The organism is Bifidobacterium porcinum (assembly GCF_055378475.1).
The window spans coordinates 54072-73992 of sequence record NZ_AP029603.1 but is presented as its reverse complement, the minus strand read 5'-3'; the positions used below and the strand labels follow the sequence as shown (position 1 = coordinate 73992).

At 58.4% G+C, this 19921-nt stretch carries 18 protein-coding genes and 1 tRNA gene; 10 read left to right on the top strand and 9 right to left on the bottom strand.

Features of this window, described 5'->3' with window-relative positions:
* Positions 1–51: 51 nt before the first annotated feature.
* The 3 genes from ACZ41G_RS00290 (at position 52) to ACZ41G_RS00280 (ending at position 1507) form a co-directional block, all read left to right on the top strand.
* Positions 52–315 (top strand): helix-turn-helix domain-containing protein, encoded by a 264-nt coding sequence (locus ACZ41G_RS00290; RefSeq protein ID WP_015449594.1) that lies wholly within the window; start codon positions 52–54, stop codon positions 313–315.
* The gene (locus ACZ41G_RS00285; RefSeq protein WP_231485552.1) at positions 287–508 is read left to right on the top strand and encodes a DUF2721 domain-containing protein; all 222 of its coding nucleotides are present in this window, start codon (positions 287–289) and stop codon (positions 506–508) included. Before ACZ41G_RS00290 ends, ACZ41G_RS00285 begins: the two co-directional genes overlap by 29 nt.
* Before the next feature lie 231 nt (positions 509–739).
* Positions 740–1507 (top strand): class I SAM-dependent methyltransferase, encoded by a 768-nt coding sequence (locus ACZ41G_RS00280; protein ID WP_000456787.1) that lies wholly within the window; start codon positions 740–742, stop codon positions 1505–1507.
* 41 nt (positions 1508–1548) lie between these two features.
* On the opposite strand, the gene ACZ41G_RS00275 is transcribed toward ACZ41G_RS00280, so the two are convergent.
* Positions 1549–2010: a hypothetical protein gene (locus ACZ41G_RS00275; protein WP_021659603.1), complete on the bottom strand. Its 462-nt coding sequence runs from the start codon at positions 2008–2010 to the stop codon at positions 1549–1551.
* Positions 2011–2092: 82 nt separating this feature from the next.
* On the opposite strand from ACZ41G_RS00275, the gene ACZ41G_RS00270 reads away from it, so the two are divergent.
* The 5 genes from ACZ41G_RS00270 (at position 2093) to ACZ41G_RS00250 (ending at position 6360) form a co-directional block, all read left to right on the top strand.
* Positions 2093–2290, top strand: coding sequence for a helix-turn-helix domain-containing protein (locus ACZ41G_RS00270; protein WP_001909500.1), 198 nt, complete (start codon positions 2093–2095; stop codon positions 2288–2290).
* 131 nt (positions 2291–2421) lie between these two features.
* On the top strand, positions 2422–2613 hold the full coding sequence (locus ACZ41G_RS00265; RefSeq protein ID WP_000841357.1) for a hypothetical protein: 192 nt from the start codon (positions 2422–2424) through the stop codon (positions 2611–2613).
* Between the two features lie 176 nt (positions 2614–2789).
* Positions 2790–3503: an ABC transporter permease gene (locus tag ACZ41G_RS00260; RefSeq protein WP_155809065.1), complete on the top strand. Its 714-nt coding sequence runs from the start codon at positions 2790–2792 to the stop codon at positions 3501–3503.
* On the top strand, positions 3500–5245 hold the full coding sequence (locus ACZ41G_RS00255; RefSeq protein WP_464145298.1) for an ABC transporter ATP-binding protein: 1746 nt from the start codon (positions 3500–3502) through the stop codon (positions 5243–5245). Before ACZ41G_RS00260 ends, ACZ41G_RS00255 begins: the two co-directional genes overlap by 4 nt.
* On the top strand, positions 5242–6360 hold the full coding sequence (locus ACZ41G_RS00250; RefSeq protein ID WP_464145296.1) for a peptidase C39 family protein: 1119 nt from the start codon (positions 5242–5244) through the stop codon (positions 6358–6360). Before ACZ41G_RS00255 ends, ACZ41G_RS00250 begins: the two co-directional genes overlap by 4 nt.
* A 258-nt stretch (positions 6361–6618) precedes the next feature.
* On the opposite strand, the gene ACZ41G_RS00245 is transcribed toward ACZ41G_RS00250, so the two are convergent.
* The 5 genes from ACZ41G_RS00245 to ACZ41G_RS00225 form a co-directional block, all read right to left on the bottom strand.
* On the bottom strand, positions 6619–8403 hold the full coding sequence (locus ACZ41G_RS00245; protein WP_464145294.1) for a trypsin-like peptidase domain-containing protein: 1785 nt from the start codon (positions 8401–8403) through the stop codon (positions 6619–6621).
* A 290-nt stretch (positions 8404–8693) separates the two neighbouring features.
* Positions 8694–9719 (bottom strand): threonine aldolase family protein, encoded by a 1026-nt coding sequence (locus ACZ41G_RS00240; RefSeq protein ID WP_464145293.1) that lies wholly within the window; start codon positions 9717–9719, stop codon positions 8694–8696.
* Between the two features lie 583 nt (positions 9720–10302).
* A tRNA-Leu gene (locus ACZ41G_RS00235) sits at positions 10303–10385 on the bottom strand.
* 322 nt (positions 10386–10707) lie between these two features.
* Positions 10708–12009 carry a tRNA guanosine(34) transglycosylase Tgt gene (tgt, locus tag ACZ41G_RS00230; protein WP_033507002.1) on the bottom strand — a complete coding sequence of 434 codons (1302 nt, stop codon included), beginning with the start codon at positions 12007–12009 and terminating at the stop codon, positions 10708–10710.
* Between the two features lie 585 nt (positions 12010–12594).
* Positions 12595–12969: a DUF3073 domain-containing protein gene (locus tag ACZ41G_RS00225; protein WP_464145291.1), complete on the bottom strand. Its 375-nt coding sequence runs from the start codon at positions 12967–12969 to the stop codon at positions 12595–12597.
* Between the two features lie 136 nt (positions 12970–13105).
* Here ACZ41G_RS00225 and trpS point away from each other — a divergent pair, with 136 nt between their 5' ends.
* Positions 13106–14194 (top strand): tryptophan--tRNA ligase, encoded by a 1089-nt coding sequence (trpS, locus tag ACZ41G_RS00220; RefSeq protein ID WP_044092729.1) that lies wholly within the window; start codon positions 13106–13108, stop codon positions 14192–14194.
* Between the two features lie 177 nt (positions 14195–14371).
* Here the strand turns inward: trpS and ACZ41G_RS00215 are convergent, their stop codons facing one another.
* The 3 genes from ACZ41G_RS00215 to ACZ41G_RS00205 form a co-directional block, all read right to left on the bottom strand.
* Positions 14372–14794 carry a sterol carrier family protein gene (locus ACZ41G_RS00215; RefSeq protein WP_033506998.1) on the bottom strand — a complete coding sequence of 141 codons (423 nt, stop codon included), beginning with the start codon at positions 14792–14794 and terminating at the stop codon, positions 14372–14374.
* A 521-nt stretch (positions 14795–15315) separates the two neighbouring features.
* Positions 15316–17781: a glycogen/starch/alpha-glucan phosphorylase gene (locus tag ACZ41G_RS00210; RefSeq protein WP_464145288.1), complete on the bottom strand. Its 2466-nt coding sequence runs from the start codon at positions 17779–17781 to the stop codon at positions 15316–15318.
* A gap of 728 nt (positions 17782–18509) precedes the next feature.
* Positions 18510–18734 (bottom strand): hypothetical protein, encoded by a 225-nt coding sequence (locus ACZ41G_RS00205; protein WP_033506996.1) that lies wholly within the window; start codon positions 18732–18734, stop codon positions 18510–18512.
* Positions 18735–18894: 160 nt separating this feature from the next.
* Here ACZ41G_RS00205 and ACZ41G_RS00200 point away from each other — a divergent pair, with 160 nt between their 5' ends.
* Positions 18895–19626, top strand: coding sequence for a rhomboid family intramembrane serine protease (locus ACZ41G_RS00200; protein ID WP_464145286.1), 732 nt, complete (start codon positions 18895–18897; stop codon positions 19624–19626).
* The last annotated feature ends 295 nt before the right edge of the window (positions 19627–19921 follow it).

The window sequence follows — 19921 nt, the reverse complement described above, 5'->3', positions numbered from 1 at the left end:
GCTATTGCGAAATATCATTGATAAAATCAGTATCAGAGAGGAGAAACTATTTTGAACCAGGAACAGACGAATATTACAACAGGAAAGCAAATACGTCATCTGCGAACACAATTGGGAATGACACAGGAAGAACTAGCCGGGGAATTGAATGTTACCCGGCAGGCACTATCGAATTGGGAGAGAGATGTTAATGAACCCGATTTAAATATGTTGAAAAAAATTTGCTTTCTTTTTGGAGTCAACATGGACGATTTTGCGAAGGAGGTAATAACAAAGATGGAAACATATGAAAAAAAAGGAGAAACGACAATTTAATAAGTACGATATGGCAATTGGACTTTTTTATGGTGTTGGTATATTTCTTGGCATTGGTATTTTCTTTGTTGGCGGTTTTATGACAATGTCAGGTGCAGGGTGGGGAGCATCACTATTTGGCGGTGGCTGTTTTTCTCTTGTATTTGGCTTGATATGCCATGCAGTTATTACATTGAGAAGAAATGACAAATGATGACATATCCTGCTTTCTATACTTTTCGGTAATACCGAGTAAAAAAAGCCGCTGCTTTTGGCTTTCCAATAGCGGCGGCTTAATGCAAGCGGCGGCAAAGGGAAATATCCTTTGAATACCTTACAGAAGAAAAGTTTTGCAGCATTACAAAAATAAAAGCCTATACCATTTTGGAAAGAAAAGATACATAATAGTCAAGACGACAACAATCAGAAGTTATGGAGGGTAACAATGGAATATAGTAAGGAAGATTTAATGGAAGCAAAAAAGCAAATTTTGGGAGTGGGAGAGAACATGGGAACAGAGGAAAGTAAAAAAATCTGGGAGGAGAACGCACAATTTTGGGATAATGCAATGGGTGACGAATCTAATGAATTTCACAGAGAGGTAGTGCGCCCCAAAGTAACGGAACTTCTATCTCCTAATCCTGCGGATTACATTTTGGATATTGCGTGTGGCAATGGAAATTATTCTTCGTATCTTGCACAAAGAGGTGCTTCGGTTGTCGCTTTTGATTACAGCAAAAAAATGATAGAATTGGCTAAAAGACGGCAATCACAATATGCAAAACAAATTGAATTTTGTGTGGCGGATGCGACCGATAGAAAAAGTATATTAGAATTAAAAAGAAATCGAGCCTTTACGAAAGCAGTTTCTAATATGGCAATTATGGATATTACGGACATTGAACCACTTCTTATGGCTGTTTATGAACTGTTGCAGGAAAGCGGAATTTTTGTCTTTGCAACGCAACACCCTTGTTTTGTCACGTTGACTGAAAAATATATGACACCGCACAGTTACTATGATATAGCGATTGAAGGGCAACCGAAAGAGCAGATTTATTATCATCGTTCCATACAAGATATTTTTAACCTTTGTTTTAGAGCTGGATTTGTCATTGATGGATTTTATGAAGAATGTTTCAAAACCAACAAAGAAATTCCTATGGTAATGATAGTAAGGCTTAAGAAGGTAAAACGTGATAGCTTAAAATAAATTCAAGTTTGTCGGGTAAATAGCAAACCCAGCCGAGCCAGTCAACGATAAAATGAACGCCGCTTCGCGCCGTCGTTGACAGCCCCGCCCGTCTTTGCTGGTAGGCAATCAAGGGGCGACAGCAAGGAGTACTGCCGCCCCGCACTATTATTCAGAGAGGGGGAATTTCCATGACCGAAGATGAAGCCTACAAGGTGCATATCCAGTACACATTCAATGCCTTTTGCAAGGTAGTCATTCGTCACGCAGCCATAGATAAAATCTTGAAGCTGCGCCGGAGGTGGGAACGGGAAGTTTCCCTTGATTATCTGATGAGTGAAAAGTTTGTCCAGCTTGCCGAGCCGGAGTAGCTTGAAGAATATCTTTTTACCGCCTGCGGCCAGACCGCCGTTCTGTATCATGCGGAGCTTGCCGCCGCCCTTGCCCTTTTGCCGGAGCAGACGCAGGAAGAAATTTTTCGTTACTATTTCCTGCGCCAGCCGCAGCGAGTGATCGGCGTACATATTGGCCGGACACGCAGCACAGCGGGGCGGCATATCCGGCTTGCCTTGCAGCGGTTAAGGCGGCTCATGGAGGGAAATGACTATGAGTAAACTTCTCCCCTATGAAACAATCGTCAAAGCCCATGAGGGCGACCCGGACGCAATCGACACCATTCTTTCCCACTATGCCGGATATATCCGCTACTGTTCCAAAGTACACGGGAAAGTCAACGCCGAAGTTGAGGAACATATAAAGCAACAGCTCATTGCCGCCCTGTTCAAATTTCGCTTTGACCGATAAACAAAGAACAAACACTGGCTGTCATTAGCGGTTTCACTCCAGCCAGTTTACAATTCATCTATTCCTAAAGGAAGCAGGTCATAGTATAATAGAACCAACGACAAATATACTTTTAGGGGAGATATAGCAATATGAAAAGTAATAAATACTTAACTATTGGCTTATTAACAGGATTTATTGTCGGTGGTTGCATAGGTGTGTTGGCATGGGCGTTTTTGCAAAATCTTTTTGCTATTTCTATTTGTGCAGGTATCGGAATGTTGATTGGAATTGTTATAGGTACATTGATTGATTATGAAAAAAATAATCATCAAGAGAAATAGAAAAAATGCACAATGCCTTAAAGGGAAAACAGGAATTTATTGTGCTATCCATCATCGGGCCAACCTGACCTGAACTTTCAAAACTGAATATCCACCGCCCTAAGTGCCGGATAGGAACGGCAAAATTTTTTACACTTCTATTACTTCTTTATCGCACATTAGCAAATTCGCAGGCGTTGAAGCAGGATATCGTGCTTGGCGCCGTTCCTGCCGGCACGGATGGCCACATATGGGGTACTGACGCGCTGGGCCGTGACGTATTCATGCTGACCATCGCCGGCGCCCGCACAGCCATCGCCGGCCCGGTAGCGATTGCGGTCGGCGCGATGGCGATCGGCCTCGTATTCGGTCTGCTTGCCGCATATACGGGCGGCTGGGTGGATTGGCTGATCTCCCGCGTAGTGGAACTCATGCTTTCCCTACCGACGCTGTTGCTCGCCATTGTGCTCGCCGGTCTGATTGGCGGCGGCTACTGGGTGAACGTACTCGTGTTCATGCTGCTGTACGCACCCTACGAAATCCGCCTGGTGCGGTCCGCCGCACTCTCGCACCTGCACGACCCGTTCCTCGATGCCGCGCGACTGTTGGAACTCAGCCCGGCGCATATCCTCGCACGCCACGTATTCCCGGTGATCCGGCCGGTGGTCGGGGCAGCCATGTTCCTCGACATGAGCAATGCGCTGGTATCGTTGTCGTCGCTGTCGTTCCTCGGCCTCGGCATCTCCCCACAGGCCGCCGATTGGGGCCGGCAGCTTTCGGATGCGCGCGACCAGCTGTTCAACAACCCGATGACCGCGATCGCGCCGGGCATCGCAATCATCGTGGTCTCGGTAGCAATGAACATCGTGGGTGACTGGATCACCGCTCGTGCGGATAGAGGTGAACGATGAGCATCATGAACAACAGCCTGCAATCGACCTCGAAGCAAGGCCAGAATCCGCAGAACCCCGCCATTACGCTTCGTGGTCTTAAGGTGCGCATCGGCGACACTGAACTGTTGCACGGCGTCGATCTGGATATTCCGCGCGGCGACACCACAGCAATCGTCGGCGAATCCGGCTCGGGCAAATCGTTGACCGCGAAAGCCCTCGCCGGCCTGCTGCCGCGATATGCGACTGTACAGGGTTTATACAGCCTACTTGATGACACCGTAGATTTGGCCGGCGGCGAGCGCTCATGGCGTGCGTTGCGCGGCGGCGCAATCGTGTGGCTTCCACAGGACCCGTTCTCCTCGCTTGACCCGCTGCATACGTGCGGAACCCAGATTGCCGCCGGTATGCGCAGCGGCTCCCGTGCCGAGCGTCGCAATCGCGCGCGTCGGCTGCTGACGGATGTAGGGCTTGACGCTGGTATCGCCGACCGCTACCCGCATGAGCTGTCAGGCGGTATGCGCCAGCGTGTGGCTATCGCTGCCGCACTCGCGCCGAAACCGCAAGTCCTGATCGCCGACGAGCCGACCACCGCGTTGGACGCGCAGATGCAAAGCGGCGTCTTGGATTTGCTGGGCCGTTTGCGCGATGAACGCCAGCTGACGCTTGTGCTAATCACGCATGATTTGGCGCTTGCCGCACAGCGCGCCGACCATCTGGTGGTGTTCCGCGACGGCAGGGTGGTCGAAACGGGGAGTCGCGATGATATCATCCGGCACCCGCGAACCGCGTATACGCGCGAACTGCTTGCCGCCCACACCGGCATCGGCGAAACAGCACGTCCAGCCATCGGCAAGACCGTGGTCCGGGCCGAACATCTGGTGAAGCGTTTCGCCGGCGCTCCCCGACCTGCGGTCGACGACGTTTCATTCGAGGTGCATGCCGGCGAAATCCTCGGTCTGGTGGGCGCCTCCGGTTCCGGCAAGTCCACGGTCGCGCGCTGCCTGGTCCATCTGGAACGCCCGGATTCCGGCGATGTGCGGTATGCGGACGGCAAGGGCGGTACGACCGGCTGGTCGATGCATGTGGCGCAACTCGTATTCCAGAACCCGTATCAGTCGTTGAATCCGACGATGACGGTCCGGCAGACGCTTGCCGAGGCGCTGCGCGCGTCCGGGGAGACAACCGATGACACGCATATCCGCCGGCTATTGGATGTTGTCGGGCTGGAAACCGAGTATCTGGACCGCAAACCGGGCACCTTGTCCGGCGGGCAATGCCAACGTGTGGCCATCGCGCGCGCCCTTGCGCCGCAGCCGAAACTGCTGGTGGCCGATGAAGCGGTGACCGCGCTGGACGCGAATGTGCAACGGCATGTGCTCGAAACCCTGCTTTCGCTGCGGGAACACACAGATCTGGCGATTCTGTTCATTTCGCACGACCTTGACACCGTTCGTCGTATCGCTGACCGGATCGCGGTCATGGTCGACGGCCGGATCATCGAAGAGGGCGACACCGCCGAAGTCATGGATCATCCGAAACACGAATACACACGCGAGCTCATCGCCTCAGTGCCGCGGGCGCTGCCCCTCGACACGGCAGATACAGCTGATACTGCTGATATAACCCGCGAAGGTAGCACCGTGAACGCCGACGCCACCAACGCTGCAGCCGTCACCGACACCACAGCCACTGCCGGCACTGCGACCGTCGCCAATGCCAACCGCACCGCCAACTCCGCCGCAGCAAAGGAATCCCGATGACCACCGGACCAGACCCACATCAGCAGGCCACAAGCGACCGTTCAACTACGTCCGGCGACGCAAGTGTACGGTACCGCGCGATTGCCGTTCCGCAATCGGTAAGCGGCCGGACGCAAGATATTCCCCGCGAAACCGAACACATGGCCACAATCTGCGCTGCCAGTCCCAAGGCGTGTGACGATATCCGCTCAATCTATCTCAAACTGCCGGAAACCACGCGCGCCGCACTGGTCCAGGCGCAGGGCGCACTGGAGCGCACGGTGTACACGGCGAACGACGGCCACGACACCGCATTCCTACTGGGATTTCACCGCCCTCACACCGCCCAAGAGAAGCTGTGTGCGTTCAGCGGTTGCGAACGCCTGCGGAATGGGCTTGTCGAATATGCGGCACTGCACGCGATTCATGATTCGCACACGATCACAGTCAAAACAGAGCCGGGAGTCTATGCCGAACAGGCAATGATGACATACGACGGGCAATCCTGGCGTGTGCTGGGCGAGCATGACCACTACCGCCAGACCACGGAATTCACCTGCGGTCCGGTTTCGCTGCTCAACGCGATGCACCGGCTGCATCCGCAGATGACGACGAACCGGGTGGACGAGCTGCATATCTGGCGCGAGGCGACAATCGCCGTGGCATGCGAACCATATGGCCTGGCGTTGAGTGCGGCGAAACGCGGCGAGAATCCACGCATCGTCGTTTCCAGAACCGGGCCGGTGCTCAATCCGGCGCATGGCGCGATGGGTATGATCGATGCCGCGATGTCACGCGACGTGCAGGAGCATTTTGCTGCTGAGGCGCGGAAAATCGGCATTCCCATCGATATCGCGTCGTTCACCGCAGCGAATGTCGCGCGGCGGTTGGATGGCGGGCATGTGGCACTGGTACTGATTGACGAGCATGTCATGCACGGGGTAACCTGCCCGCATTGGGTGACTGTGACCGGCGAACTGGCCGACGGCACGCTGCTGGTTGACGACCCGTGGATTGACGAGCCCTACGGCGAAACGCTGGTGGACGCCTACCAGCTGCCAATCCGACAGGCTGATTTCGATCTGATGATCCACTACGACGAGCCGGCGAGCGCCCAAGCAATGGTCATTCTGTAGTCCCCCTCCCAGCCCCCCTCACAAACCAGTTACGCTCACACGCCTCCCAGCGTAACCAGTTTGGGTAACTACTAACCCGGTTACGGCGGGAGTACGAGCGCGCGCACCAGCACAACCCACAAACACACGCGCAAACGAAAGACCCGGCAGGACTCGTAAGTCCGTACCGGGTCTTCGTTATCCGGGGCGCCTAGTCAGCGGGGTTTCCGCAAACCGTGGGTTTCCCCGCAGTCAGCAGCTTTCCGCAGACCGTGGGATTTACCACAGGCCGAACGGATCGAACACGCCGCCGCCGTCATCGTTGGAACCGTTGCCGCTTCCATTGCTGCCGCTGCCGTCGCCGTTCCCGCTGTTGCCGCTATTGCCGCTATTGCCGTTGCTGCTGCCAGAACCGTTCGAGCTATTGGAGCTCGTGGCGGTTTCTGCCTGGTCGAGGGTCACGTCCACATCCATCGTCTTGCCGTCGCGCACGATGGTGAGTGTCACTTTCTCGTTCAACGTCGCAGCCCGCACGTAGCCGAGCAACGAGTAGCTGTTGGTCACTGCATTGCCGTTGAAGGCGACGATGGTGTCACCAGACTTCAAGCCGGCCTTGTCCGCCGCGCTGCCGGAGGTGACTGCGGAGTTGGTTCCGGAGGAGGTGATCTCGGCGCCGCCGCGGGTTACGCCGTCGGCTTCCACGGTCGCGCTCTTGACGGTCACGCCGAGTACAACGTGCGTCGCCTTGCCATCCTTGATGATTTCGTCGGAGATGGTCTTAACCACGTTGGACGGGATGGCGAAGCCGATGCCGATCGAACCGCTGGAATCGGAGCTCGAGGAGCTGGAGGACGCCGTGGCGATCGAGGAGTTGATGCCGATGACCTCACCGGCCGCGTTGAAGGTCGGGCCGCCGGAGTTGCCGGGGTTGATGGCCGCGTCGATCTGCACCGCGTTGGTGACGACCTCGTTGTTGTTGTCGTCGGTCACGGACACCGGGCGGTTGATGGCGGACACGATACCGGTGGTGGCGGTGTTCTCATAGCCAAGCGGGTTGCCAATCGCCATGATGGACTCGCCGACGGCCAGCTTGTCGGAATCGGCGAACGTCACCGCGGTCAGGTCGCTCGGCGGGTTGTCGAGCTTGATGACCGCCAGATCAGTGGTGCTGTCGGTGCCGACAACCTTCGCGGAGTAGATGTCCCCGTTGGCGAGGGTCACCTGGATGTCGGAAGCGCCGGAAATCACGTGGTTGTTGGTGACGATATAGCCCTTGGTATCCACAATCGCACCGGAGCCCTTGGCGACACCGCCGCTGATGGTCGACTGGATGGATACCACGGATGCCGAGACTTTCTTCTCGACCGTGGTCCAGTCAGTGCTCGTGGTCTTGCTGTTGGTGCTGCCGGAACCGGACGTGTTCGAGGACACGCCGCTGAGCGAGCTGGCGGTCGGGACGGTGACCCAGCCGTTGGTGATGGCCGCATAGCCGATGCCGAGGCACAGGACCGCCGCGACCAGTGCCGCGACGACGGCGACGACCACGTTGTTCGCGGTCTTGTGCGCTGCCGGGCGTCCGTTCAGGCCCACCGGAGGCATGGCACCCGGATCCTGCGGACGATTCGGATCTTGCGGGCCTTGTGGCGGGAACGCCGGGGCCTGCGGACCGTTGGCCTGCGGCGCGTTCGACGCTTCGCCGTTCACAGGCGAGCCGACGGGCTGCTGGGCGTTCGCATTGTTGACGTTGTTCGCATTGTCACCGTAATACCCTCCGTAGTAGGCGCCGTACGGATTCTGCTGGTGTTGCGGCGGAATCTGCTGGGTCTCCGGCGTCTGCTGGGCGGGCTGCGTTGGGACCGGGCCGTATGCTCCGTATTCCGGCGCCGGGGTGTACGCTGTCGGTTGCTCATCGCTATGTTGCGCGGTATCCGCCGCGTTCTGGCCCGCGTTCCAGCCCGTTCCGTTGTCTGTCGTATGGTCGGTCGGGGGCAGCGGCGCGGTCCGCTGGACGTCGTCCTGCGGCTGGTCGGCCTGGTTTTCCCAACCATTATTGGTATCAGCCATAATCACTCCTTGCCTGACTCACGGCCGGCCCCATATGGCATGTCCGGCCTTGTTCACTAGTTATGAGTAAAGCTGCAGCTTCTCCACGTTTCCTGAATGTTCTTTGGAAATGGATTCAAAATCGTCTCCGGATATCCAAAAAACGCGAAAAATCAAGGATATCGGCTGATTCATCGCGGCCTTATCCACCATACGAATCAGCTGAGAGCGATGGCTGCACGTACACGTCACGCCGACAGCACACGTCACACCACCCCGCATCAACCCGCGACGCACAGCAGAACACCGTGTCACAGCAAGTCAATCAACCGGCCCACCGATTCGGCGGTCGTCGCCCAACTGGTGCAGATTCGCATCACCGTATGATTGTCGTCATACCGCTCCATGAAGCCGAGGCGAACCTCACGTTCCAGCCGGTCGATGGTCGCATGGTCAAGAACCACGAAAATCTGGTTGGTCGTGTTCTCGTACACCATCCGGTAGCCCTTGGCGCGCAAGGCTTCGCGGATGCGGTCGGCCATCCCGTCCGCGTTGCGGGCGATCCGCGTGTACAGCCCGTCGGTGAACAGCGTGTCGAATTGCAGGCCCATAAGCCAGCCTTTCGCCATCAATGCGCCATGCTGCTTGATTTGCGCGGTGATGTGCTTGGGCATGTTGCCTTTGGTGAACACCACGGCCTCACCGAACAGCGCGCCCACCTTCGTGCCACCGATATAGAACACGTCGGCGATCCGGGCGATATCAGGCAGTGTCACGTCAGTGCCGGACGCAACCAGCCCATAGCCGAGGCGGGCGCCGTCAATGAACAGCGGCATGTGATACTCATGGCAGACGCCCGCGATGGCTTCGAGCTGCGCCTTCGTGTACAACGTGCCGTATTCGGTGGGGTGCGAGATGTACACCATGCCGGGGAAGACCATATGCTCATGGTTGCCGTCGGCGTAGAAGGTCTCGCAATACTCGCGTAGCTCGCCGGCGTCGATCAGCCCGTCGTGTTGCGGGAGGGTGAGCACCTTGTGCCCGGTCGCCTCGATCGCGCCCGCCTCATGCACGTTCACATGGCCGGACTCCGCGGCGACCACGCCCTCATACGGCTGCAGCATCGTGTCAATGACCAGCTGATTGGTCTGCGTGCCACCGGAGATGAAGCGGACCTGCGCCTGCGGACAAGCGCACGCCTGGCGGATCTTCTCCTGGGCGGCCTCGCAGTAGTGATCGGTGCCGTAGCCCGGCAGCTGCTCCATATTCGTCTCGGCGAGACGTTTCAGGATCGCGGGATGAGCGCCTTCACTGTAATCGTTCTGGAACACGAGCATGGGACACGCCTCGAATCGTAGGTAGGACAACGGCTGAATAACAGTGACATCGTATCATTGGTGCCCTGCGCACGGCGAGCGCACGGCACGACGAATCTGTCTTGTGCAAGCCGAATGAATCCGCGAGATATCGACACCGGCGACACGGGAGATTACGACGCAATAGCCCATATCCACGCAATCTCCTACCGCCGACGCGGGAGATTACGCGCACATCGGCCGCTCGCATGCAAAGTCCCATGTTTTCATGGGAGTTTATCGCCGATGTACAGATTCGGCGTTGTTCTCCCGGTCCCGCGCCCCGAGGCGATTTTCAAGAATCGCGGATTTCCAACGTTTCCGTTGGGAGTTCTGTTGCGAGAATCCCGAATTCCGACAAACTCCCACACCGCACACGGGAGAACTGACCCGAATCACGGAAATCTGTCATTTCTTCCACACCGACCATGAGTCGTCAGCCTGGCCAGCCTCTCTGCCTCCGCCGACACCGAGACACTCCTTGGCATTAGTAGACGGTCGAAAATTCACACGGGCAACAGCCGAAAAACAAAAAAAACCGGAGCCGAAGCTCCGGTTTTGTTCGTGCGAGCGGAGGGAGTTGAACCCTCACGAGCATTCGCTCACTGCCACCTGAAGACAGCGCGTCTACCATTCCGCCACGCTCGCAGACAAATAGACAAGATACCATGATTGACCATCTGTTGCAAGCTAGCATCATCGGCGTGTCGCGAGCATAGATGCCAGCCGACTACTGTCAACACGCAGAAGGGCGCCGCGAAGCAACCATAATGAGGCGCCCCCAAAAAGCACCCGCCGGCCGGCGTTGCTCCTGTTGTCATACGCAGCATCACCAATCAGCATCAACGCCAACGCCGTCTCCAGCGTCACCAACGCAAATATCAGCAGGCTGCCGGCTTGAGGCGTCATCAGGTCACCACGCGGCCCACTCAATCGCCCGCGCGGCTAGCTCGCCCGCGCACCCAGATGCTCACCCGCGCGACCCGTTCGCATAGAATCGCGCCAGCGTCTCGTCGCGGAACTCGTCGAAATACCCACCGTCAATCGACGCGCGAATATCGTCAAGCAGCTTCACGAAGAAATGCTCGTTGTGAATCGTCGCCAGTGTGAAGCCGTTGAACTCCCTCGCGCGCAGTAGATGGTCGACATACGCCCGCGAATAATGCGTGCACGTGTAGCAGTCGCAGCCCTGTTCGAGCGGTTCGAAATCGAACTTGTTGGCGGCGCGCTTGATGTTGTATCGTCCATCGCGTGTGAAAATGGCGCCGTTTCGCCCGCAACGCGCGGGGGCCACGCAGTCGAAGGTGTCGCCGCCGTTTTCCACGCATGCGAAGATGTCGTCCACCGCCGCGATACCGAGCACATGGCGCGGCCGGCTCTCCGGCATTGCGTCGCAGATCCACGCGCACGTGTCGCCGATAATCCGCTTCTCGATCGCGCCTCCGATACCGACACCGTCGAAGTCCAGCGAGGCGATTTCCTCGGCCGCATGCCGCCGCAAATCCTCGTAATTCGCGCCTTGGACCACGCCATACAGCGCCTGGTACGGCTTGCCGAGCCGCTCCCGGGTGAGCCTCTCATGCTCGGCGACGCAGCGTTTCGCCCACCGGAACGTGCGTTCCACCGAGCGTTCCTGATATCCGCGCGTGTTCATGAGCGTGGTCAGTTCGTCGAACGCGAACATGATGTCAGCACCGATCTTGTGCTGAATCCCCATGCTGATTTCCGCGCTGAACCGGTGTTTCGCGCCGTTGAGCGGGGATTTGAACGTCACGCCGTCCTCGTCCACGAAAGCGAGGCGCTGCTTGCCTTCGGCAATCACGTCGTCCGACTTCATGCCGGTCACGTCCATGGCGAGCGTCTTCTTGAAGCCCGCGCCCAGCGACAGCACCTGGAATCCGCCGGAATCCGTGAAGGTCGGGCCGTCCCAGTTCATGAACTTCGCCAGCCCGCCGGCTGCATCAAGCACATCCTCACCCGGGCGCTCGAACAGGTGGAACGCGTTCGACAGCAGGCATTGCGCACCAAGCTGCTTCATGGATTCCGGCAGAACGGCTTTCATCGCCCCCTGCGTGGCGACTGGCACGAACGCGGGCGTACGAATGTCGCCGTGCGGGGTGTGGATGATACCGGTGCGCCCGTACCGCGCGCCGCCACGCCCTTTGCCGTTCGCGGCATCCGGCAGGCGGGTGATGGTTTCAAACCAGAACGCGCTACGGTCGCCGGGTTTGCCGGGCTCGGCGCCACGGGGGTGTTCAAGCAGACTAGTCATAGCCGCTACTTTAGGCGGAACCTAGGGAAAAGGCAGTTCGCGGCAGAGTTCGCGCGCTGTCCGTTCGCGCGCATATGCCCCGATAACGCCCTGATGATGCCCGGCGTCCCGTCGCATGACTGCGCAGAACTTTACGCTCATAAGGGTCGTCAGCGAGTAACTTCCCGGATTTCACGGGAATTTATGCGAGATTCCATGATTCGCGGATAAACTCCCACGCAAAACCCGGGAGTTTGGCGCGATTCCTCGACACGGACGATAACCTCCCAATCAAAACGTTGGAATTCCGCGATTCAGAAAAATCGGCCCCGGAGCCTTCAGCGGGAGTTTATTCACGAAACGCCGTATCCGCGATGATCTCCCACGCAAATCCGGGAGTTCATCCGCTGGCGGGCGGTTCCGGCACAAAGTCCCGCCCACAACACAATTGACCGCGCCCGGCATATCAACCGGACGCGGTCAGATCGCGTAGTGCTGAGCTGGTGTATCGCCGCCAGCCTTCTGGCTCGGCTCACAACACCGGCACAATCGCAAGCAACCGCCAGAACCACCAGCGGCCGCTGCCAGCTGCCGATGCGGTTACAGCTACTTCGCCGACTCGTCGCTCGGATGCGGCTTCGGCTTCATAACACTCGGCAGCGGCATGTGAATCGGCTTATGCGGCTTGACCGGCGTATGCTGTGCCGGTGGCTCGTCGCTCGCGGCCTTCGCCGCCGCTTCCGCCGCCCACTTGGCGTATTCGTCTAGATCGTCATCAACTGGTGATGACTCGCTCTTTGTGCCCTCGCCCGACTCATGCGCATACTGCTCTTCGACGTCGGCGAACGGATCGAACGAACCGGTACCCGGCTCCTGGGAATTGAGCTCCTTGGCGAGCTCATCGTAGTCGGTATCGGTAGTCAGGTACTTGAGCTTACGGGCTATTTTCTGCTGTTTTGCCTTCTGACGTCCGCGGCCCATCTGACCCCCTGCAATACTTATAGTTGTTGAATCATCATATAAGAGAGTACCACTTATTATGCACGTGGTGGTTGTCTGCTGAGACTTTTACGATAAAAGCAAGTTTTACTTGGGCTTTCAAGGCAAAGGAATGGTCATGGCAGATGAGCAAGTGACTGCTGTAGGCAACGAGATGAGCGCGAGTTTCCTCGCCGCGAAGAAGCGTTCGGACGAGACGCAGGCTGCGCTCAAAGAGAATCCGGGCAAGTTCACCATGCTGACCGGCGACCGGCCGACCGGACGACTGCACCTTGGCCATTACTTCGGCTCGATTCGCGAGCGTGTCGCCATGCAGAACATGGGCGTGAACACGAATATCATCATCGCTGATTATCAGGTGATCACCGACCGCGACACCACCGAGCACATCCAAGACAACGTGCTCAACCTGGTGCTTGACTATGTGGCCGCCGGCATCGACCCGAACAAGACCATGATTTACACGCACTCCGCGGTTCCGGCAGAGAACCAGCTCATGCTGCCGTTCCTGTCGCTGGTCACCGAGGCGGAGTTGCACCGCAACCCGACTGTGAAGTCCGAAATGGAGGCTTCCGGCCACGCGCTGACCGGCCTGCTACTCACCTACCCGGTACATCAGGCGTGCGACATCCTGTTCTGCAAGGCCAACGTGGTGCCGATCGGCAAGGATAATCTGCCGCATGTGGAGATCACGCGCACCATCGCCCGCCGGTTCAACGAGCGGTATGCGAAGAAGCACCCGGTGTTCCCCGAGCCGAGCGCGATTCTGTCCGAAGCCCCGGAAATCCCAGGTCTTGACGGCCGCAAGATGAGCAAGTCCTACGGCAATTCGATTATGCTGGGCGCCACCGCCGAAGAGACCGCGAAGCTCATCAAGAAGAGCCGCACCGATTCCGAACGCAAGGTGACGTATGACCCGGTGAACCGCCCGGAGGTGTCCGCGCTGCTGACCACCGCCGGCCTGGTGACCGGCCGCGACCCGAAGGATATCGCCGAGGAGATCGGCGACGCCGGCGCCGGCGCCCTGAAGGCGTATGTCACCAAGTCGGTCAACGAGTTCCTAGCCCCGCATCGCGAGCGTCGCGCTGAACTTGCCAAGGACATGGATTCGATCCGCGACATTCTGCATGACGGCAACAAGCGCGCCAACGAAATTGCCGAACAGACCCTGGACGAGGTCCGCGAGGCCATGGGTATGAAGTACTGACCCGGGGTCAGGTAGCTCTCGCTGCCCCCCACAAACTGGCTACGCTAAGAAGGCCCTTAGCATAGCCAGTTTGTGTATGGTGAGCAGAGGAAGGTCTTGGCGTGAGCGTATTGCGAACCGATCGCGAGTATCACACAATAGCACCGTACTTCGCGCGCAATTCTCACGCACGCACGCTCAGACGAGCGGTAGTAGGCCGCTCAGATCGTCACGTTCGCCGACTGCGCTGATGCGGCCGGCCTGCTTCTCCTCGGCCCACGTAGTAATGCCGCATGCCAGACGCAGCCACACGTCCGGCTTGAGTTCAATCACATCAGGCGGCGTGAGATTATGCGGGTCAGACGCCGGTCCGTCCAGGATCTTGATGGCGCCCCACGGTGCCACGCGCACTTCGACGCCCTCCCCCGGCGCCTTGCGCTCCAACAGATACAGTGAGTACCGCACGGCCCACGCCCACACCGGACGTGGCAGATTGTTCGGGGACACGGTCAGACGCCCCGCCTCACTGTCATCCTGCGCGGCGAGCTCCCGCGCCTTGTCACGCCACTGTTGCAGCCCGTCGCGGCCCTTATCAATATCCTGTTCCCTGATTACCGGCATACCCCCCATTGTGCCACGGCAGGCCCGCAACATGGCGTGATGCATGGCGTATGGGCGGTTCGAATGTGCTGCACCGCGTATGTTCGGGCATACGTCGCGCTACGGATGGGAAGCGTCCCACACCACCCGGGAACCACCATGCCGGTTTGTGTATGTCCAGACATACGTCATGCGACGGATGGAAGGCATTCCGCTCTACCTAGGGCCACAATGTCGGCATTACGTATGCCCCAACATGCGTAGACCGCAGAACACGGTACTGCACGGCCGCATTCCGGTGAGATCAGGCCGACTGCGTATGCCCCGGCATACAGGACGGCGCGGAAACCGGAACAGCAATCCAGACTCCCCCACGCCCCGCCACCGGACACGCATGCTCACCAAAACGCAAGAGGCGGAAGCCTGCACCACACATCACACATGCAGTGCAAAGCTTCCGCCTCTTTGGTCGACCGGTGTAGACCGGCGCTAACTGGCCTACCGGTTCAGGCGTTCACGCCCATACCGGCCGGCATTGGCGCTTACTTGAGGGCGCCGGTATGCCAGATACGCTCGAGGTAGTCCTCGATGGAGCGATCGGAGCTGAAGTAGCCGGAGTTGGCCACGTTGAGCACAGCCATACGAGCCCACTTCATCGGGTCGCGGTAGGTCTCCTCGATCTCGGCCTGGATGTCCATGTACGCGCGGAAGTCCGCGAGCGTCATGAAGTAATCCTTGTTCAGCCAGTCGTTGACGAGGTCCTTATAGGTGTCCTTGTCGCCGTCGGAGAAGGTGCCGTCCGCGACCATGTCGATGGCCTGCTTGAGCTGCGGATCCTTCTCGTAGTACTCGCGGGACAGGCCCTTGGTGTCGTAGCCCTTGGCGTACAGGGCGGAGACTTCCGGCTCGGTCATGCCGAAGAGGAAGAAGTTCTCAGCGCCGACGCGCTCACGGATCTCGACGTTCGCACCGTCGAGCGTGCCGACGGTCAGGGCGCCGTTGAGGGCGAACTTCATGTTGCCGGTGCCGGAAGCTTCCTTGCCGGCCTGCGAGATCTGCTCGTCGAGGTCGGTGGCCGGGATGAGGTTCTGGGCCAGCTCGATGTTGTAGTTCCACGGGAAGTAGACGTGCAGCTTGCCCTTGGTGGCCGAGTCGTTGTTGATGACGCGGGCCACATTGTTGATCAGCTGGATGGTCTGCTTGGCCAGGTAGTAACCCGGGGCAGCCTTCGCACCGAAGAACACGGTGCGCGGAACCAGGGTATCCGGATCGACCTTGCCGGACTTGATGTCGGCGTAGGTGGCGATGACCGCGAGGATCTTCAGGGCCTGGCGCTTGTACTCGTGCAGACGCTTGATCATCGTGTTGAACATGGTGTTCGGGTCGATGTCGAAGCCGTACTTGCGCTTGGCGAACGCAGCGAAGTCGTTCTTGTTGGCCTGCTTGACGGCGGCGAACTTCTTGACGAACTCCGGATCGTCAGCCAGCGGGATGAGGCCCTTGAGCTGCTCGAGGTCGGACAGCCACGCATCGGTGCCCAGGCCCTCGGTGATGAGGTCGGACATGCGCGGGTTGGCGAGCTTGATGAAGCGGCGAGGAGTGACGCCGTTGGTGACGTTGGTGAACTTGTCCGGGTACACGGAGGAGAAGTCCTTGAGGGTGACGTCCTTGAGCAGCTCGGAGTGCAGCTCGGCCACACCGTTGACGTAGGAGCCGCCGTAGGTGGCGAGGTACGCCATGCGGACGGAAGCATCCTTGCCGTCGGTGTAGATGCGCATGCGCTCGATTTGGTCGTCGGCAACGCCCTTGGCCTTCAGCTCGGCCATGAACTGCTCGTTGATCTTCTTGATGATCTCAAGGTGACGCGGCAGCAGCTCACCGATCAGGGAGGCCGGCCACACTTCCAGAGCTTCCGGAAGCAGGGTGTGGCAGGTGTAGTTGAAGGTCTTGTTGGTGATGGACCAAGCGGTATCCCAGTCGTAGCCGTACTCGTCGATCAGGACGCGCATGAGCTCCGGGATGCCGATCACCGGGTGGGTGTCGTTGAGCTGGAACACGATCTTGTTCGGCAGCGTGGTCAGGTCAGGGTTCTTCTCGCCCGGGTAGAACACGCGAATCGCGTCGTGGATGGACGCGGAGACGAAGAAGTACTGCTGCTCGAGGCGCAGCTTCTTGCCCTGCGGGGTGGAATCCTCCGGGTAGAGGATCTTGGAGATGTTCTCAGCCTCGACCTTCGGGATCACGGCGTCGAGGTAATCGCTCTTGTTGAAGGTGAGCAGGTCGAACTCGTCGTAGGACTTCGCGGTCCACAGGCGCAGCGTGTTCACACGGCCGGACTTGTAACCCGGAACCATGTAGTCGCACGGGACGGCGCGGACAGCCCACGCCGGCTTCCACACGCGCTTGCCGTTCTCCTCGACGACTTCGCCGCCGAAGTTCACGCGCTGGTCGCGGTTGTAATCGACGTGGCCCCACGGCTCCTCGTTGACGAGCCAGTAGTCAGGGGTCTCAATCTGCTTGCCGTTCTCGTCGAACTCCTGCTTGAAGATGCCGTACTGGTAGCGGATGCCGTAGCCGAAGGCCGGCACGCCGATGGAGGCGAGAGAATCGATGTAGCAGGCGGCGAGACGGCCAAGACCGCCGTTGCCCAGGCCCGGCTCGTACTCGGCGTCGATGACGTCCTTGGTGTCGAAGCCCAGCTCCTTCATGGCGCCTTCGAACTGCTCGGTCAGGCCGGCGTTCAGCAGCGCGTTCTCCAGCTGCTTGCCCATGAGGAACTCAGCGCTCAGGTACCCAACGGCCTTGGTGTCGCCGTTGACCATGTCGTGCTGGGTCTTCATCCAGGAATCCACGAGGTGGCGGCGCACGGCAGCAGCGGTGGCCACATACACATCAGCGGCGGTCGCCTGCTCCGGCGTCACGCCCTGGGTGTACTTGAGCTGCTCGCGAATCTCGTCGGTGAACTCACCGGAAGTAAGCGAAGACTTCGGTGCAGTGATTTCGGTCATTATCTGACTCCCTTTGACGGAACCTATTCCAAGAACCATTATGCCTGAAAGTCTCGGCATTGGCACGGCCTGACAAGCGCGGTGCGCCCCTTTCTGCATACGTTCTCAGAGGTTGATATTAACATCACCCCCTCAACCACGTGCAATCGCCCCGCATCGGGGAGCCGAGCCGTCTTTGTCTTTACTGAATTAATCAATGCATGAAGCCCATGCTCGCGCGGTTCACGCGCAGGACGACAAGATGAAAGCAATCGTTTGCAGAAGCGACACGCCCATCATGTGACCGCCATCGTGCGACCGCGAAGAGCGCCGTTACCGGAGCGCTTTTCTTGATTTTGCCCTCATCGATATATGCAACGACGACAGACAACACGTCATTCTGAGAGGCAGAGATTACTAAGCAAACGATTAATCACCCCACGATACGACTACTCCCGCAATGGCTCAGTCACATCATTAGCACCACGATTTTTCCGATACGTCCTCTTTCTGAAGCCATCGGAAGCAAGTCGGAAGGAAAGTCCCCCAGGAAAGTCCACCGAAACAGTCCTCAATAACGCAAACAGGGGCGCCCCGAACGGGACGTCCCTGTACAGTGCGGCACGCTCAAAGCATGCGGAATCCTTGATGGATGACGGTGACGCTGAGGTTGGATACGTCAATCCGCCAAAATATAGAAGGCGACGAATGCGCCAGACGGATGCCCCGAATGAATGAGCGGCAGCCGATCAGGCCTGCTCAGGCTCGGCGGCGTCATCCGCCTCGCCTTCAGCCTCGTCGTCATCCTTGTTCAGGCCCAAATCAACCGGCGAGGAGCTGTTCTCCCACGGCTCCTCCCACGGATCGTAATCCGGGTTCTGCTGCTTGTAGATGTACATACCCGCAACAGCGGCGAGCAGCGCTCCGAAAAGCAGCGCAAGGAACTTCCAACCGTTAGAAGACTTCTGCTCCATGACGGCTCCTTTCAGGTACCAGGTGACCTGCCCATCCAAGTCAACTCTAGCTACCATAGTACGGCCTCGATTGTGACGATTGAGTGGAAGAGCGGCAAGAGTCCACCTGCCAGGGGCGTATTCCCGCCGACAGCGCGCCGGCGGGCGTTACAGTGGGACCATGCGAATTGGCAGCTTTACCCTCGATCGTCGGTCCGTGACAGCTCAGTGGCGTGGCGGAGGACCTGTCGTCACCGCGGCGATTTGTGTGGTCTGCGTCATCGTGTGGCTGCTGGAGGTCCTGCTTCAGCACGCGTCCCCCAGCTTGTTCACGGCGATGCTGGGACAGGGAATGTTCATGCCCATCGCGGCAGTGGAGCATCCGTGGACTTGGCTGACCTCGATGTTTCTGCATTCCCCATCCATCCTGCATGTTGCGTTCAACATGATGGCGCTGTGGTCAGTAGGGCCGGCATTGGAGCGGATGTTCGGCCATTGGCGGTATCTGGCGTTCTACTTGATCTGCGGATTGGGCGGCGCCACCGCACTCACCCTGTGGTGCCGGGTGACCGGGAATTGGCTGATGGCGGCATACGGGGCATCTGGCGCGATTTTCGGTCTGTTCGCAGCGCTGCTGGTGGTCTTTATGAAAAGTGGCGCCGATCTTCGATCGATGCTGGTGTGCATGGTCATCAACTTCGCGCTGCCGGTGATTATGCCGAATGTCGCATGGCAGGCGCATGTCGGCGGTTTCGTGGTCGGCGGGCTGCTGACGGGGCTGCTGGTGGACGGGGTGCCTGCGATGCGAGGGCAATCCGCCAGTCGTCGGATGTGGATATATGGCTCGGCTGTGACGGTTGTGCTTGTGGTTGCGTTGATCTTGTGCGTGCCGCCGATTGGGAGGGTCGCGTAAACGGTTGCTGGACAGCTGACGGATTCAGGCCGGCGTGATGGCTGGCAGCGGGTGGCAGCTGTCGCATCTCGCCGCAGTGCGTTTTCGCGGCCGCACGCCACGGGATACCACCAACCAGAAGCGTTCAGCGACCGGCACCAAACCGCGGTGCGACAGCTGTGCTGCATACGGGCAGTTGGGCCAATGAAGGAATCCCACCTCCGTCGATTGCTGATTCTCAGGCTTGTACCGCAGCGACGTAACAGTGCGCAATAGTCACAATACGGAATTACAACGGTGTAGTTTTCCACATCTG

What these genes read in the sequence shown, in the direction of transcription:
- ACZ41G_RS00205 (WP_033506996.1), bottom strand. Translation starts at nt 18,734, where the DNA reads ATGGAGCAGAAGTCTTCTAACGGTTGGAAGTTCCTTGCGCTGCTTTTC.
- ACZ41G_RS00265 (WP_000841357.1), top strand. Translation starts at nt 2,422, where the DNA reads ATGAAAAGTAATAAATACTTAACTATTGGCTTATTAACAGGATTTATT.
- ACZ41G_RS00280 (WP_000456787.1), top strand. Translation starts at nt 740, where the DNA reads ATGGAATATAGTAAGGAAGATTTAATGGAAGCAAAAAAGCAAATTTTG.
- ACZ41G_RS00255 (WP_464145298.1), top strand. Translation starts at nt 3,500, where the DNA reads ATGAGCATCATGAACAACAGCCTGCAATCGACCTCGAAGCAAGGCCAG.
- ACZ41G_RS00275 (WP_021659603.1), bottom strand. Translation starts at nt 2,010, where the DNA reads ATGTACGCCGATCACTCGCTGCGGCTGGCGCAGGAAATAGTAACGAAA.
- ACZ41G_RS00240 (WP_464145293.1), bottom strand. Translation starts at nt 9,719, where the DNA reads ATGCTCGTGTTCCAGAACGATTACAGTGAAGGCGCTCATCCCGCGATC.
- trpS (WP_044092729.1), top strand. Translation starts at nt 13,106, where the DNA reads ATGGCAGATGAGCAAGTGACTGCTGTAGGCAACGAGATGAGCGCGAGT.
- ACZ41G_RS00245 (WP_464145294.1), bottom strand. Translation starts at nt 8,403, where the DNA reads ATGGCTGATACCAATAATGGTTGGGAAAACCAGGCCGACCAGCCGCAG.
- ACZ41G_RS00285 (WP_231485552.1), top strand. Translation starts at nt 287, where the DNA reads ATGAAAAAAAAGGAGAAACGACAATTTAATAAGTACGATATGGCAATT.
- ACZ41G_RS00200 (WP_464145286.1), top strand. Translation starts at nt 18,895, where the DNA reads ATGCGAATTGGCAGCTTTACCCTCGATCGTCGGTCCGTGACAGCTCAG.
- ACZ41G_RS00210 (WP_464145288.1), bottom strand. Translation starts at nt 17,781, where the DNA reads ATGACCGAAATCACTGCACCGAAGTCTTCGCTTACTTCCGGTGAGTTC.
- ACZ41G_RS00215 (WP_033506998.1), bottom strand. Translation starts at nt 14,794, where the DNA reads ATGCCGGTAATCAGGGAACAGGATATTGATAAGGGCCGCGACGGGCTG.
- ACZ41G_RS00250 (WP_464145296.1), top strand. Translation starts at nt 5,242, where the DNA reads ATGACCACCGGACCAGACCCACATCAGCAGGCCACAAGCGACCGTTCA.
- ACZ41G_RS00225 (WP_464145291.1), bottom strand. Translation starts at nt 12,969, where the DNA reads ATGGGCCGCGGACGTCAGAAGGCAAAACAGCAGAAAATAGCCCGTAAG.
- tgt (WP_033507002.1), bottom strand. Translation starts at nt 12,009, where the DNA reads ATGACTAGTCTGCTTGAACACCCCCGTGGCGCCGAGCCCGGCAAACCC.
- ACZ41G_RS00270 (WP_001909500.1), top strand. Translation starts at nt 2,093, where the DNA reads ATGAGTAAACTTCTCCCCTATGAAACAATCGTCAAAGCCCATGAGGGC.